At 33.2% G+C, this 13,351-nt stretch carries 12 protein-coding genes and 3 pseudogenes; 13 read left to right on the top strand and 2 right to left on the bottom strand.

Annotated features, from left to right (window positions below; translation table 11 throughout):
• The first annotated feature begins 963 nt into the window (after positions 1-963).
• The 7 genes and pseudogenes from RBB48_RS30660 to RBB48_RS30690 form a co-directional block, all read left to right on the top strand.
• Entirely contained in the window at positions 964-1,365 is a 402-nt protein-coding gene (locus RBB48_RS30660) for a hypothetical protein (protein ID WP_306008766.1), read from the top strand.
• 332 nt (positions 1,366-1,697) lie between these two features.
• The gene (locus RBB48_RS30665; protein ID WP_306008767.1) at positions 1,698-2,504 is read left to right on the top strand and encodes an arylamine N-acetyltransferase family protein; all 807 of its coding nucleotides are present in this window, start codon (positions 1,698-1,700) and stop codon (positions 2,502-2,504) included.
• 433 nt (positions 2,505-2,937) lie between these two features.
• Positions 2,938-3,117, top strand: a pseudogene (locus RBB48_RS30670) (carbohydrate-binding protein); the annotation flags it as partial.
• A 128-nt stretch (positions 3,118-3,245) separates the two neighbouring features.
• Positions 3,246-5,498 carry a putative mucin/carbohydrate-binding domain-containing protein gene (locus tag RBB48_RS30675; protein WP_306008768.1) on the top strand — a complete coding sequence of 751 codons (2,253 nt, stop codon included), beginning with the start codon at positions 3,246-3,248 and terminating at the stop codon, positions 5,496-5,498.
• A 605-nt stretch (positions 5,499-6,103) separates the two neighbouring features.
• Complete coding sequence (locus RBB48_RS30680; RefSeq protein WP_306008769.1) at positions 6,104-6,265, top strand: hypothetical protein; 162 nt, start codon at positions 6,104-6,106, stop codon at positions 6,263-6,265.
• On the top strand, positions 6,252-6,488 hold the full coding sequence (locus RBB48_RS30685) for a hypothetical protein (protein ID WP_306008770.1): 237 nt from the start codon (positions 6,252-6,254) through the stop codon (positions 6,486-6,488). Before RBB48_RS30680 ends, RBB48_RS30685 begins: the two co-directional genes overlap by 14 nt.
• Before the next feature lie 139 nt (positions 6,489-6,627).
• Positions 6,628-6,876: pseudogene (locus tag RBB48_RS30690) on the top strand (hypothetical protein); the annotation flags it as partial.
• 80 nt (positions 6,877-6,956) lie between these two features.
• Here RBB48_RS30690 and RBB48_RS30695 read toward each other — a convergent pair.
• Positions 6,957-7,205, bottom strand: a pseudogene (locus tag RBB48_RS30695) (YolD-like family protein).
• 119 nt (positions 7,206-7,324) lie between these two features.
• A complete protein-coding gene (locus tag RBB48_RS30700) occupies positions 7,325-7,555 on the bottom strand; it encodes a helix-turn-helix domain-containing protein (protein WP_306008771.1) in 231 nt (76 codons plus the stop codon).
• Between the two features lie 231 nt (positions 7,556-7,786).
• On the opposite strand from RBB48_RS30700, the gene RBB48_RS30705 reads away from it, so the two are divergent.
• The 6 genes from RBB48_RS30705 to argR all read left to right on the top strand — a co-directional run bounded on the left by RBB48_RS30705 (position 7,787) and on the right by argR (position 13,277).
• Positions 7,787-7,981, top strand: a complete 195-nt coding sequence (locus RBB48_RS30705; protein WP_002204302.1) for a hypothetical protein — start codon at positions 7,787-7,789, stop codon at positions 7,979-7,981.
• 12 nt (positions 7,982-7,993) lie between these two features.
• On the top strand, positions 7,994-9,160 hold the full coding sequence (locus tag RBB48_RS30710) for an FtsK/SpoIIIE domain-containing protein (RefSeq protein ID WP_306008772.1): 1,167 nt from the start codon (positions 7,994-7,996) through the stop codon (positions 9,158-9,160).
• Positions 9,150-9,761: a replication-relaxation family protein gene (locus RBB48_RS30715; protein ID WP_000987740.1), complete on the top strand. Its 612-nt coding sequence runs from the start codon at positions 9,150-9,152 to the stop codon at positions 9,759-9,761. Before RBB48_RS30710 ends, RBB48_RS30715 begins: the two co-directional genes overlap by 11 nt.
• Before the next feature lie 136 nt (positions 9,762-9,897).
• A complete protein-coding gene (gene ald, locus RBB48_RS30720; RefSeq protein ID WP_306008773.1) occupies positions 9,898-11,010 on the top strand; it encodes an alanine dehydrogenase in 1,113 nt (370 codons plus the stop codon).
• Positions 11,007-12,008 (top strand): bifunctional threonine ammonia-lyase/L-serine ammonia-lyase TdcB, encoded by a 1,002-nt coding sequence (tdcB, locus tag RBB48_RS30725; RefSeq protein ID WP_306008774.1) that lies wholly within the window; start codon positions 11,007-11,009, stop codon positions 12,006-12,008. Before ald ends, tdcB begins: the two co-directional genes overlap by 4 nt.
• Positions 12,009-12,827: 819 nt before the next feature.
• The gene (gene argR, locus RBB48_RS30730) at positions 12,828-13,277 is read left to right on the top strand and encodes an arginine repressor (RefSeq protein WP_098589657.1); all 450 of its coding nucleotides are present in this window, start codon (positions 12,828-12,830) and stop codon (positions 13,275-13,277) included.
• The last annotated feature ends 74 nt before the right edge of the window (positions 13,278-13,351 follow it).

Consider the following 13,351-nt stretch of genomic DNA (forward strand, 5'->3'; position numbering starts at 1 on the left):
CTACAAAAAGAGAATATATAAATTTAAAAATGAAAGAATCCATTAAAAGGTGATAATTTAGTATGTTTACAAAAAACTAGTAGAAATTAATATTAATGTTTTGTTTGTTGATGTGTATAAGTGGAATTAATGTTAAGAATATTCGATATTAATAATATCAATTTACTATAGTTTACAATTATGTAAAACTATAACCAAGGTCGATTTTCTTTAAAACTTATCACTAATAAAGATTTAAAGAAGTTTTTGTTTCATTTGTCATCAAGAAAAAAGCCAATTTTTATATTCATTGGCTTCTTTTAAATCCATACTCTTTTTCATTTATAATTTTACCACAGCATCAACATTTGTATAGGAAAATAATTTTAAAATTCAGACTAAAATATCCGTTGTTATGAATGGAATTGTAGGATTGTTTGGAGTTGGGTTCAAAAATGGATAGACTTGTTCAAATGGGATGAATCAAATCTATTAGAATTAGAAAGCGCTGTCATTAGCGGTGTAACATTGGCAACTATTATACCGAAGAGATTGGAAATATGAATAATAGAGAAACGAGAATTTGTATTTTAGATTTGCAAGATCATCATACTAGTAGTGTACATAAATATTGTATTGATGATTGAAAAATTGGAAAAGAAGTATATCAATTAGGAACGGAATTGATTTTTGATGAAAAGGCCGCTAAAAGAAAAATAAGACTGAAGTGGGGTTCCATTTGCTAGCAAGCGCTTGTTAAGAAGAAATGGATATTTACATATAAAAAATGCATACGAATTTGGATATCACGTAAACAGCTAAATCAATATGGTTTGTAAATAATAAATTAAAAGTTGTGATAGAAGGGACAAGGAGTAGAAGCATTAATGGCCTTTTTATAAGAAATATCTGAGAAACTAGCAAGAATTGCAGATAACGTAGTAGGCTGCGAGAATTTATCAAACAAAATGAGGTGAATGAAACATGAAAGAAGTTGTGAAAAAAGAAAAAATGATACGCTTACAGGGGGAGGAGCATTGTAATCGTCAAGCAGACGCAGAACAGTATAATGCTGAGCAGTGTAATATAGAAAGAGAGTGTATCAAGCTAGACCAAAAAACAGTTAAAAATCGAACCACAGAAGAAAAATGGGATGAAAGATGTAAACGAGCGGTTCAATTATTTAATCAAGGGACAGAATATCCAGATATTGCGAAAATAGTAGGGTGCAAAGTGAGTAGTTTGTATAGAGAGCTCAAGAAACGTGGAGTATTACAAATGCCAAAGCAAGCAGCATCCTCTAAAACATTAAGGTCACCCATAGTATCAGCAAAAACAAAAAAGTCGAAGTTTGAACGATATAAAGAGTACTATATGTATAAATAGAAGGATTAAAGGTTTTATAGTTATTTATCTGAATAATAACTGCATCTTAGATTCTCTATTTTTTGATTTATCACAAAGTACACTTTTAGACATTACATTTAAAATTCTTATCAACTCATTTTTGGGGAATTAGCAAAGATACCAATATATCAAAAACATACATCTGAATAAATATTAAGGAGTTTTTGAGCACTTGCTCCTTAATGGTCGCTAATATGTTTAGTGCTACACACTCTTATGAAATGTATTAATCAAGCTGTACGTCATATATAATTAATAGTCTTAATATATAGGTAAATATATATAATTTCTGTAAATGGAGGAGATATATAATGTTAACTGAATTACAAAAAAAGTTTTTCTCAAAATTAAAAATTCCACCAAGAGAAAATGTGAAATTTGAAGATTTACATACAATTCTTTTACAGATGGGGCACTTATTCCCTTATGAAAACATAGACATTATGGAAGGAGATATGAAAGAATTTTCTAGAGAAAATATTGAAGAAAAGCTGCTTTTAAAGAAACGTGGCGGATTATGCTATGAAATTAATTCTTTATTATATTATTTTTTGTGTGATTGTGGATTTAATGTGTATCGAATAGCTGGAACTCTTTATGATCCAAAAACAAGAAAGTGGAACCCTGATGATGGCCACGCACTTATCGTTTTACAACACCAAAATGAAAACTATATAATAGATGCGGGTTTCGCATCCTATCTTCCTTTATACCCTGTACCTTTTCATGGTGCCAGTGTGACTTCTGTAACGGGTGAATATCGTGTTCGTAAACGAAATACGGAGAAAGGAACCCATGTGTTTGAAATGAAAAAAGGAAAAAATGGAGAAACTTCGCATTTTTTTGATTCGGATCTTAACGATACCTGGTCTATCGGTTATGCTTTTTATTTAAATGCAATTAATGAAAAGAAAGTGAATGCGATACAAAACATGGTTATAGAGCATCCAGAATCGCCAGTAAATAAGGGAAATATTATTTGTAAATTAATTGCACACGGGCATATTGCACTTACTAAGCAAAGTTTTACAGAAACCCGGCATGGAAAGAAAACTAAAAAAGAAATAACAGAGAAGCAATATCATCAAATACTTAAAAATGAATTCAATATTTTTTAGACAAGTAAGATATAGAAAGTAAACTATAAGATTTTTAACTCATTACGCCCTCATTTGTAGAAAAATGGGGTTTTTTTATTAATAAGAGCTTAAAAAGTTCTGAAATATTTTTATTTTTATGAATCTTTCTATTGTTAATAGGATAAATTCAGCGATATATAACTTAAATTTATAACGAAATACCATAATTGCTTATTGAATAACAGTGAAAATAACATCAAATATATCCATTTTATTTATAGAATGTTATATTCTTATGAAATTTGTTTAATTGTATATGCAGAGTTATTATTTTAAATGGTTATTAATAATGAAGGAGGAGAGGGAAAAGTATGTTCAATCAAAGAACAAGAAGGGTCTTCAAAAAAATTCTAGCAATTACAGCTGCTAGCACGATTTTTTTTCGATGTTTGGATCATCAATTTCTAACATAGAGGCGGCTGGAAATACCTCGGTTCAAAGCAACATCCTTACCGTAACAACAAAGAGTCAAAGTGTAACTTATGAAAAATGGGATTCGAAGAAGGCATATACAAAGGACGATAAAGTAGAGCATCAAGGGAAAGTGTATGAGGCGGTTCAAAATTATCAAGGAAATGGTGAACCGAATTAAATATTTGCTTTATCGTTATGGAAACCACTTATTTTGAATTTTTAAGTTGATGAGCATGGGAATTATTTTATATAAAGGAGAATCATGCAGCAATCAAAGGTCAAAAACAAAAAAGGGAGGGAATTATTTTGAAAAGGATTTCATCTTTATTATTAACTATGCCGATTATTTTAGGAAGTATTGCTCCGATTCCGCATACAAAGGTTTCAGCTGAAACAATGTCATTCAATCAAGCAACATTCACTTTAGAAACATTGAATCAACAGACAGATCAAGCCATTGCAAATGGTAATTTTGAAGCTCATTTGAATAATCTCACAGCATATTTGAATGGAAATGTTGGGGATATGACTGAAGAGAACTTGAAAAAGAAGCTTGCAGACCCAGTATTTGCAGCAACTTTGGCTCAGTGGCAATTTATATCACAACCAGGTGCCGCAACAATGGATGCATTTGCAAAAAAAGATTCTGACCATCAGAAATTTCTTAGCTGGGCTATGAAAAATACAAGTGTAATGAATACCTATCTTGAAGGTGGTAGTCCAACTGGAAAAAATCCTGTAAATGCACTTGAGATATGGAATACAATCTGGAATGTGGATGCAGATTCTCACGAAGGATTGTATTTGAAATTAGCGATAGCTACATCGTTAGCTCATGCTGAACCTATAAAATATTGGACAAACAATAAACCTATTAATCCATTAACAAGGTACCAACATTATAAATTAGCAGATCAAAATAATGAGTTACTTCCTTGCTTTAGAACATATGATGTTTGGCATTTAAGATTAGTAGTGAATACTTGGTCACCAGAAGAAGATTTAACTTGGGCAAGAAATATGATTAATACGGAACATCCAGAACTTAAAAATCAAGACAAGGTAGGGGAAAGTGCATATTTGATAAATTATGTAACCCATAACAAAGATGGAGTTAGCATTCACGCTGGAAATGATGCATTCTACGGTTTAGGTTGGAATCTTTCTTCCATTTACAGATTTGGCGGGGTATGCGGTAATATTTCGAAGTTTGGTACGCAAGTAAGCCAAGCATTTGGAGTGGCAGCTATGCCTGTTGGACAACCTGGACATTGTGCACTTATATGGAATAACAAGCCATCTTCTTGGAATTTAGGAAATGATATATCTGGATGGAGTGAATCGAGCCGTCATGATGCAACTGTTATTCCTTGGTCAGATAATAGCCCGACAAATCAAGTGCCGTATATGCTATTATTTGAAAATGCTGAACGTGACCCTGTAAAACTAGATCAATCAGAGCGATTACGCTGGTTAGCGAAAGCGATAACTGCAGCAGATAATAAAATTGCAATTTATAAAATATCCACCAATATTTTACCAATCAATTTTTTAGTATGGAAAGATTACGTTTCTCTTATGTTACAAAATCCCAATGTAACAGATGCTGATTGGAAAGAATTAAATAACAGTATTATTTCTGTTTTTGCGAATGAACCGCGACCGATGATGGATCTTCTTACTCAAATAAAAAGCCATGTACCAAATACAGATGATATCTTGGAAGGAAAACAGTTTTCTTGGTCAATGAAAGGGATTGGAGATTTTGAATTCGCAAAAGTAAATTTAAATAAATCAACAGAAGAAATGCAAATTGATTTAAAAGCAGGCGTACCACATAACTACTTTGATAATACATATGCAAGTATTAAAGTGCAAAACACATCAGGTAAAGTGGTATATAACAAAGAGATTCATGGAAATAAGCAACAAAATGCCGAAATACAAAAAGTTCCAGTAAAGATAGGCGATTTTATTGAACTTGCACACCTAGAAGGTGGAGAGAGAGCAACATTAACAAATCTAGATAATAATAAACGCGAAAGCTTTGATAAAAAAGTAATATATGAAGTTACAAAGGATGGCCTGAAGAAAGTAAATCAAATTGTTAATCCGAAACCGGACACAGAAGCTCCCACACAGCCACAAGGATTATATGCAAGCAATGTTGCATCAGACAGTGTAGAGCTAAAATGGAATCCTTCTACAGACAATGTGGGTGTAAAGGGATATCAGGTGTTACGCGATGGACAATTGATTCAAACTGTACAAGGGACAATGTTTACTGATCAAAACCTTACAGCTAATAAAGAATATAAATATACTGTAAAGGCTGTAGATGCGGCTGGAAATATCTCGGTTCAAAGCAGCATCTTTACAGTAACAACAAAGAGTAAAAATGTAACTTATGAAAAATGGGATTCGAAAAAGGCATATACAAAAGGGGACAAAGTAGAATATCAAGGGAAATTTTATGAAGCGGTTCAAAGCTATCAAGGAAATGGAGATCCTACTTGGATATTTGCCTTATCTTTATGGCAACCATTTAAAATGATATAAAAGCTTGTTACTTAAACTTTATATATTAGTTTAGTGGTCGCAAAAATATGCTTAGATTTTAGCATAAGATTTCAAAATGGCAAGGACAAAACTTGAAAACGTAAAATCTATATATAAAGTAAAAATACGGAATTGAATTTTGTTAAGATAATGTACTAAAAGTATTGATAACATGATGGGGAAAATAGTTTTATCACTGAGATAAAAGTCCTGCACACAGTACATCTAAAAAGATACCTTAGCAATAACGACAATTAGGGAGAAGTATTAGCTAAGGTATCTGGATGGATGGTTGCATAATAAATATGCAATTTTGGCATTGTTGAATGTATTGGGATATCCAACAAGTTCAGAATAACACAAAGTTTCTGCTAATTCAGCCGGTAAATTTGTCCAAAATATATAGGGGTTATTTGAATTTAAAAGAGCACCATTAGAGATTATGGTGCTCTAGAATAAAAATTATATTAAGGTAGTAAATGTCTCATGAAATAGGAATAAATCAAAGATTGTAATCCGGTTTTTATGAGTAAATTTTTAATGAGGTTCTGTAATTTTTCTTGATACTATCTCGCATATTTTTGATAAAGAACAGAAGAAAGATAATGGCTACGGTACCATTGAGCGTAGACCGCAGAATATATACAGCCGAGATATCACATTGTCATAACACAAAGACGTTTGGTACGTTTGTATTAATTAGAGAAGATGTCATGTTTGATGAGAATGGTGATTTGAATAGGAGGAATAGAGTTGGAACTAACTAAATTGGAAAAGGTAATTGTTATCAGTACATTTGTTCAAGGATTAGGTGAGGAATTCCTAGAAAATAGCAAAGACAACCATTCTTTAAAACAACTACTTGGGGAGATAGAAAAGGTGTTTAATAATTCAACACCAAAGCAAATGCGAGAAGCAGCAGGAAGTGTACTAGACAAATTTATTAATGATTTAATTGAAGAAAACAATCCTTCACTATCAAAAAATTAAAGGCTCATAGGGAGAACGAGAGGGAACTTTCATGTAACACACAGGTGATTTCGCGTGACCCATCCTACCCAAAAACGCAAGAAATGAGGTGTTATTGATGGCGATAAAAAAAGAGTTAGCAAAAGAGGACTGAGTTAAAATGGAAACACAAAGAATTAAGCAGATTTAGAAAGATATGCAAAAAGACACTCTCATGGTAGTTGAGGGGTTGATTGTTGAAGCGGCAGGCTTGCGAGCTCGACTAGAAGACATTTGGAAAGATCTTGATGAGAGTGGTCGTGACGAAATTTCCCCTTAATCTTAAAATTAAGAACTTTATGAGGGATAGAGATCAACAGCAAGAAGGTACATAGTAAGGAACAAAAGTTATCAAACTATCATAAAACAATGTATATGTGAAATGAAAAATAAGAACCGTCCTTAATTGAACGCTTTTTATTTTATACTCACTAACTCTTCAAATTTAAATTATGTATTTAATCCAAATGCATCGGTTCTACATGTAATACATTGATATACATGTCTTGAATTATTCCATCACAATAATATGAAATTGATTTTTCTTCATGAGTTTGTATTGAGTGGATAAAGATTCGTCTAATTTGTTCTTTCATATCCTCAGAAACTATCGTTTTTTGTTTTATTTAAATCATTTAGTATGTCTAAAATCCCCGCAAACTGTTCTGGCATACTGGCGAATGGTTGCCACTTTACCATACTATCAAGACATTTCGGCATATTAACGTTGTTCATGGCGAATTTAGTGCGTATTTCATCCATTATTTTAGTTGATTTTTTTCATTGTATTACATTATTGAATAGTGAGATTATTATCTTTATATATGCCAAAAGTCAGTTACTTGTTTTCGTGGATCATGTTTTCTAACTATCTTCATTATTTTCTGCATTGTATTTGGTGACGGCACATAATCCTTGTCATTACACAGTTGACCTAGTGTATTTCTGTTTACCTTACTAGCTTTTGAAAAATCTTGAATTGAGTAATCGTAGCTAGATAAAAATTTAGCTAGCTTTGTTTTATGTCTCCCAATACCTCTACCCCACACGTGAATCTCCTCCATAATCTTTTTTAACCATCCTTGTCCAAAACGCCAAAAACTATACGCAATTGCACAAAAGATTTTGCATATTGTACAAGCTGTCCTCAATATGATGTATCAAGGTCGCTACCAAAGCAGCTACCAAAGCAGCTATCAAAGTTACACTACCAAGGTTTTGCGGATGTAAACCCATGTATCATAAGCATTTCAGATTATGTTAATAAAGGGGCGTTTTATATGTTAACTACATTTATTTTATTAGGAGCTTTAGGAGTAACTACAATTGGAGGAGCGATATTAGAAAAGCATCTTGTAAAAAATCATCATGTTGCGGCAGCTAAATTTGTAAGCGATGGAATGTATCACGGAATGAGAATAGGCGGAGTTTGTTTTATTGGTTATGTATTTATCCAAATTGTAATGATGTTTTAAGGAGGGGAGCACATGGGGATTGTGAAAGATTGGCTTCACAAACAAAGTTTGAAGAATCGACTTATAGAGGTATTTGGGAAAGCAGGTTTATATGTGGACCATCAAACTCGAGGTGGAAAAGTACCAATTTATCCAAAGATACATGATATTACTTCCTCGAAAGAAAAAGTTCGATATATATTTACCATTCCAAACGGTTTGGATCCGAAGACCATCGAAAAGAAGTGGTTTTGCTTTCAACAAATATTAGGGCGCAATATAGCGATTGAAGGTGATATTAAACGATTTGTACTTAATGTATTTCATTCGGATGCAGGGCTACAAGCATACAATTACAGTTATAAGAAATGGCAGCCGTTACTAAAACAGCATCGTCTTCCTGTTGTGGTAGGACGTGACCAATTCGGCAATATGATTGTGTATGACATGGTTGAAGCTAATACTCCACACTTACTTGTGGCAGGAGAAACAGGAAGTGGAAAAAGTAGTATGGTACGCGTTGTTCTATCTACACTTATTCAATACATGTCCCCAGATGAATTACATTTATACCTGGGCGATTTAAAGAATTCCGAGTTTCATTTCTTACGAAGAGTGAAGCATGTAAAAGAGGTTTGCATGGAAGAGATTGAAATGAAGATCATGCTACAGAAAGTGTGGAAGGAAATACGCGAACGCAGAAAGTTGATGGAAGGGTATGAAGTGGATCATATTGATGAATACAACAAATTGAACCCTGACAATCAGAAGCCTTATATCTTACTTGCGATTGACGAAGTGGCAATGTTACAAGATGAAAAAGAGAGTATGTCTACAGTCGAAAAGATATCGGCAGTCGGTCGGGCACTTGGAATCTTTCTGATGCTCAGTATGCAACGTCCTGATGCAAAAGTATTAGATGGTAAGTTGAAACTGAATATGACCGTAAGAATGGGCTTTAAGTGTGATAGTACGATTAACAGTAATATCATGGGCACCCCTGGTTCAGAACACTTGGAGCAATCTGGCCAAATGATATTAAAGTTAAATGGATTAAAGAAAGTGCAAGCTCCTTATTTAGAATTAAGTAAAGCTAAGAAGATAGTTGAACCTTATCGTGTTCTGAAAGAGAATATAAAAATTCAAAATCCACCACAAGAAGAAAATCAATTGTTCGGGGTGTTAAATTATGATGAGTAGAGACAAAGCGATACTTAGCAATCTGAAACGTTTTAGATGTATGTCTCGTGATGATATTGTTGATTTGCATTTTCAAGGATTAAAGAACGCAGTGACTTGCTGTAATACGGTGATGAAACGATTAAGAAGAGATGGCCATGTGGATGCCAATATCTCGCAGCAGCCATACATTTACTTCCCTCAACCCAGCACACTTCGCAAAACTAGCCAAAAGATTCTCCACTTCCTCGGCATAGTAGATGTGTATAAACAGCTTATCCATTATGAAAAACCGAAACTGTTTAAAGTGGAGCCAAAGTACGGTAAAGAATTCATGGAACCTGATGCATTTACAATTTGGCGTAGATCTCCATTCTTCATTGAAGTCCAGAATTCAGTTTACAGTAAAAAAGTTATGCAAGATAAAATAAATAGGTATGAATTATACTTCCACAGTCAGGAATGGCATAACGAATCTTGGCAGCCAAAAGAATCTAAATTCTTTCCATCAATACTTATAATTACTGAAAAGCATTATGATATTAGCTCTTTTAATCTACGTATTTTTCAAGCTTCTTCAATTAGTAATTTCTTAGATAGCCTTACTGTAAAAGCAGAATAAGGCTATCTAATCAGGAATTTTTTCTTTGAAGGGAAATTGGCGATAAAAATAACATAAATGGATATAATAAGTTTGTTAAATTATTACTTATTTTCAATCGTAGTTATTATATCTTGTATAAAAGGATGCGTTAGATATGAAAATTGGAGTAGTAAAAGAGATAAAAAAAGGAGAAGCACGTGTAGGGATGACTCCTGAGAATGCTCGGAAATTGGTTGAAGAAGGACACCAAGTCTTAGTAGAAAAAGATGCCGGTATTGGATCCGGATATACAAATGATGAATATACAGGCGCAGGTGCAAATTTAGTAGCACAAGGAGAAGCTTGGGAAGTCGACATGGTAGTTAAAGTAAAAGAACCATTACTTGAAGAATATCGTTACTTTAAAAAAGATCTTATAATCTGGGGTTTTTTACATTTAGCTGCGTCGAAAGAGTGTGTAGAAGCAATGAGAAATGCTGGTACTACTGCAATTGCAGGAGAAACAATTAGCGAAGATGGTGTTTTGACATTATTAAAGCCAATGAGTGCAATTGCTGGCCGTCGTGCCGTAATTATGGGAGCATATTATTTAGAAAAGCAACATCAAGGAGAAGGGATTTTATTATCAGGTATTGAGGGAATTCCTGCCGGAAATGTAGTCATTTTAGGTGGAGGAAATGCTGCGATTAATGCATGTGATATGGCAATTGGAATTGGGTGTAGTGTAACTATTTTAGAACTGAACCAAACACAAATAACATATTTAAAAGAGAGATATATAAATGATCCTGTTGAAGTTATTGAATCTAATACTCAAAACTTAGAAAAGCATATACAAATAGCTGACTTATTTATTTCAACAATCTTAATACCAGGATCTAAACCACCGAAAATTGTAAAAGAATATATGGTTCAATCCATGAAGCCTGGAAGTGTTATTGTGGATATTGCAATAGATCAGGGTGGTACAGTAGAGACAGTCGATCATTATACAACTCATGATAATCCTATATTTGTTAAACATGATGTAATTCATTATGCAGTACCAAATATGCCTGGTGCTACTCCACGTACTTCTACCATGGCCTTAGCAAATGGAAATATTGAGTATTTACTAGAAATAGCTAAAAATGGATTAGAGAATGCAATCCAGCATAAACCAGCTTTGGCGACGGGGATAAATATTTACAAGGGTACGATAACTTATGAGAATTTAGGTGCAACACTAGAATTAGATTATAAGCCATTGAAAGAAGTGTTAATATGAGTAATGAAATTTTACCACTCAACATTGGGAATATAAAAAAAGCACAAAAAATTTTGGATGGAAATGCTCGAAAAACACCTTTGGTTAAATCTTTCTATTTAACCAGTAAAACCGGTGGAGAAATTTATTTGAAGTTAGAAAATATGCAGTTAACAGGTTCATTCAAATTTCGTGGTGCATTTAATAAAATCTCAAATTTAACAGACGAAGAAAAAGAACGTGGTGTCATTGCTTGTTCAGCTGGAAATCACGCACAAGGCGTTGCATTATCCTCCCACTTACTTAAAATCAAAAGCAAAATTGTGATGCCAACTTCTGCACCGCAAGCTAAAGTGGATGCGACGAGAGGATATGGTTCTGAAGTTATTTTATACGGTGATACGTTTGATGATGCAAAAGCGAAATGTGAAGAGATTATAAAAGAAACAGGTGAAACATACCTACATCCATATGATGATGTAGAAGTAATGGCTGGCCAAGGGACAATTGGGTTAGATATTCTGGATGATATGTGGGATGTTGATACTGTCATAGTACCTATTGGTGGAGGAGGAATTATTTCAGGGATTGCTGTAGCACTGAAATCATTTAATCCCTCCATTAATATTATTGGAGTTCAAGCTGAAAATGTACACGGTATGAAAGCTTCTTACGATGCCGGAGAAATTGTATCACATTATAAAGCCCCAACTATAGCAGATGGTTGTGCAGTTAAAATACCAGGGAATTTAACTTTTGAAATTGTGAAAGAATTAGTAGATGATATTGTAACTGTATCGGAAGAAGAATTAGAAGTAGCGATGAAAGACTTACTGCAACGCGGAAAAGCTGTCGTAGAAGGTGCGGGAGCATTAGCCACAGCCGCTCTTCTTGCTGAAAAGGTTGATAAATATGTACATGGTAAAAAGGTAGTAGCAGTAATTTCAGGTGGGAATGTGGACTTAAAGCGTATTTCAAGTGTATGTGAGCATTTCTTTGTTGCCAATGAAGTAAAATAGGGATTGAAGTATGTTATAAAATAAATTGATTTTACTAAAAGAAGCTGGGATAAAATATCTTGGCTTTTTTTAATAAAATGAGGAATCTATTGAGGCGGAGTTACTTAAGAAAAAACGTTACACTATTGTTAGAGGGTATTCGAAGTTAACAGATTCAATGCAAAAATTATAATACAACTAATTTTAAAGACTTTTTAAAAATCCCGTGAGAACTTTTCCAATTAAAATGTGAAGACAATATAGGGGATGAGGGGCCATCCAAGATAATTTCTATATCTATTCTGTTTTAAACAAACGTTTGTTTAATCAAATGAAAAAGAGGATATAAGAAGAGGCATACCCAATGTATTGACGGAAAATTCTAATAAACTTCATTCCTTCATTTTGCAACTAGTGCGAATCGTTGATTGAATCTCCCTCCTGATATGGATATCTGCCAAGGCTACATAATATAAAGATTATGCGGGGCTTTCAGACTGTATCAAATAAAACATAGTTGGTATTGGGGTCTCGCCACATCACTATCAACCCAACAAACCCCTAAAATAAAAAAATACGCTATTCTTTCTGTAGACCTATAGGAAAGGATGGCGTTTTTTTAACACTTGGGGGTAAAGAAAATTCTTAAGTTGATGGATATGTGGTGATACCCCCTATTCTAGACTATGATAAAAATGCAGAAATTTAAAATTGTTGTTATATAGAGAGACGTAAAGCACTCAAAACTATGAACGTTTCCGCAATATTCTCCTTTGTCTCTTTCGAATGAAATTTATAGCAAGATATAATAAAGCTATAATGATATAAGGGGCGTCTTTTATGAAAAAAGAAAAAAGACAAAGACTAATTAAACAATTGGTGAGAGAGTATGAAATAGATACACAAGAGAAATTAGTAGAATTGTTAGAAGAACAAGGGGTAGTAGTAACACAAGCTACTATTTCGCGGGATATTCATGAATTAAATTTAATAAAGACAATTACTTCAAATGGATTAACTATATACAAGGTTTTCGCAGAAAATAGTTTACAAACTGATATGATGTTAAAGAAAAAGTTGGGAGAAGTTGTCGTGAAGATTGATTATGTAAATCAATTAACGATTATTAAAACTTTACCCGGTAATGCTCATGTTATAGGTGTTTTATTAGATTCTTTAGATTGGAAAGAAAAAGTAGGATGTATTTGTGGAAATGATACATGTCTTGTAATTTCAAAATCACAATCTGATAGGAAGGTTTTAGAAGAGAGATTGAAATTAATTATGTAGATAAAAAAACTGTGTCTAATTGGAATTAGACACAGTTTTTTTATCTACTATTAATTAAGAGGTCATTATACATC

It is taken from the genome of Bacillus sp. MMSF_3353, from assembly GCF_030733445.1.
In the GTDB taxonomy this organism is placed as follows: Bacteria; Bacillota; Bacilli; order Bacillales; family Bacillaceae_G; genus Bacillus_A; species Bacillus_A wiedmannii.

Bases quoted from the DNA above. Each gene is read 5' to 3' on its own strand.
- RBB48_RS30705 (WP_002204302.1), top strand. From the start codon at position 7,787: ATGTTAACTACATTTATTTTATTAGGAGCTTTAGGAGTAACTACAATT.
- RBB48_RS30710 (WP_306008772.1), top strand. From the start codon at position 7,994: ATGGGGATTGTGAAAGATTGGCTTCACAAACAAAGTTTGAAGAATCGA.
- RBB48_RS30660 (WP_306008766.1), top strand. From the start codon at position 964: ATGAAAGAAGTTGTGAAAAAAGAAAAAATGATACGCTTACAGGGGGAG.
- RBB48_RS30680 (WP_306008769.1), top strand. From the start codon at position 6,104: ATGGCTACGGTACCATTGAGCGTAGACCGCAGAATATATACAGCCGAG.
- ald (WP_306008773.1), top strand. From the start codon at position 9,898: ATGAAAATTGGAGTAGTAAAAGAGATAAAAAAAGGAGAAGCACGTGTA.
- tdcB (WP_306008774.1), top strand. From the start codon at position 11,007: ATGAGTAATGAAATTTTACCACTCAACATTGGGAATATAAAAAAAGCA.
- RBB48_RS30665 (WP_306008767.1), top strand. From the start codon at position 1,698: ATGTTAACTGAATTACAAAAAAAGTTTTTCTCAAAATTAAAAATTCCA.
- RBB48_RS30715 (WP_000987740.1), top strand. From the start codon at position 9,150: ATGATGAGTAGAGACAAAGCGATACTTAGCAATCTGAAACGTTTTAGA.
- argR (WP_098589657.1), top strand. From the start codon at position 12,828: ATGAAAAAAGAAAAAAGACAAAGACTAATTAAACAATTGGTGAGAGAG.